The organism is Maribacter aquimarinus (genome assembly GCF_047345505.1).
Classification (GTDB): domain Bacteria; phylum Bacteroidota; class Bacteroidia; order Flavobacteriales; family Flavobacteriaceae; genus Maribacter.
Map to the genome: position 1 here is coordinate 1 of NZ_JBLFEO010000079.1, position 1,175 is coordinate 1,175.

The following is a 1,175-nucleotide window of genomic DNA, read 5'->3' on the forward strand; positions in this document are numbered from 1 at the left end:
TCTCCTTTATATACCACGGATCGGTAAGACCCAGGGCGAGTGCGAATATTTCCTTGGAATTTTCCATCCCCCGAAAATAACAATTTACTAACTTACCCACTCAAAACACGATAGAGCCTTAATATTGAATATTTAAAGAAAAGATTGACAACTAAAGGAAAATCTGAATAGACTTGCTAAACTAAAATCAGATGGACTTTTTGTGAGAACGGAATTTACACAAACGCAAATGTTACCTGTGAATTTTTGCTCGAATGGATTTAAAAATAGATTGTAGAAGGACTTCACTCGGACGCAAATGTTGCGCAGATGGACTTCATACAGACGGAAAAAATATCAAAACGTAATAGTTCGTGCTTACTCGTGCGTGTCGCCACATTTTGCTAACAATACCTAAACGTAATGCGGAGTTTTAGGCTAAACCCAAAGGTCTGTGTCTATTTATTGTGTCGCTAAATCTTTGGGATTTAGCTTTGGACAAGAGAAATAAAAACTAAACCAAAAGCTTTGGCTTCGTGCGCAGACGGAAACGAAAAGTTTCCTTACTTCCGCACTACGCTTAGCCGAGACGTTGTGCGTCATTCACAAAATTCCGCTGGGAATGTGAATTTTTAGTAATTTTGAAAAAAGGTACTTAGAATGGACATTAAGACATCAAAAATAGAACTCGTAAAAATCATATTGAATATTGATAATGACAATTTTATTAAAAAAGTAACGGACTTCATTAATAATGAAAAATCGGATTTTTGGAACGAATTGACTACATCTGAACAAGCCGAAATCAAAAAAGGAATCGAACAGTTGGATAACGGAAAACGGACTTCGTATAAAGATGTGCTAAAAAAGATTTCTTAATGGAAGTTTTCATTTCCGAACTTGCCGAATACAAACTTAAAAGACTTACCGAATATTTATTGGAGGAATGGAGTTATAAGGTTAAAAAAGACTTTTTAGCAAAATTGACTGCAAAAATAGAACAGATTTCGGAGTATCCTGAAAGCTGCCAAAAATCTATGGAATTTGGAGGAATCTATAAATGCGTAGTTACAAACTAACCATCCCCCGAAAAAAAGATGGATAGTTTATGAAAGCCTTGGTTTTATTGATGTTCCGGGAGGTTCTAAAATAGGAAAACTGTTTTAAAAGTGGTAAATTGTAATAGCAAAAACGAA

The 1,175-nt window shown here is 35.0% G+C and carries 2 protein-coding genes; both read left to right on the forward strand.

Features of this window, described 5'->3' with window-relative positions:
- Window positions 1-639: 639 nt before the first annotated feature.
- The gene (locus ACKWCC_RS19335) at window positions 640-858 is read left to right on the forward strand and encodes a hypothetical protein (RefSeq protein ID WP_413997608.1); all 219 of its coding nucleotides are present in this window, start codon (window positions 640-642) and stop codon (window positions 856-858) included.
- Window positions 858-1,058, forward strand: a complete 201-nt coding sequence (locus ACKWCC_RS19340) for a type II toxin-antitoxin system RelE/ParE family toxin (RefSeq protein ID WP_413997609.1) — start codon at window positions 858-860, stop codon at window positions 1,056-1,058. The genes ACKWCC_RS19335 and ACKWCC_RS19340 overlap by 1 nt, the downstream gene beginning before the upstream one ends.
- The last annotated feature ends 117 nt before the right edge of the window (window positions 1,059-1,175 follow it).

What these genes read in the sequence shown, in the direction of transcription:
- ACKWCC_RS19335 (WP_413997608.1), top strand. Translation starts at nt 640, where the DNA reads ATGGACATTAAGACATCAAAAATAGAACTCGTAAAAATCATATTGAAT.
- ACKWCC_RS19340 (WP_413997609.1), top strand. Translation starts at nt 858, where the DNA reads ATGGAAGTTTTCATTTCCGAACTTGCCGAATACAAACTTAAAAGACTT.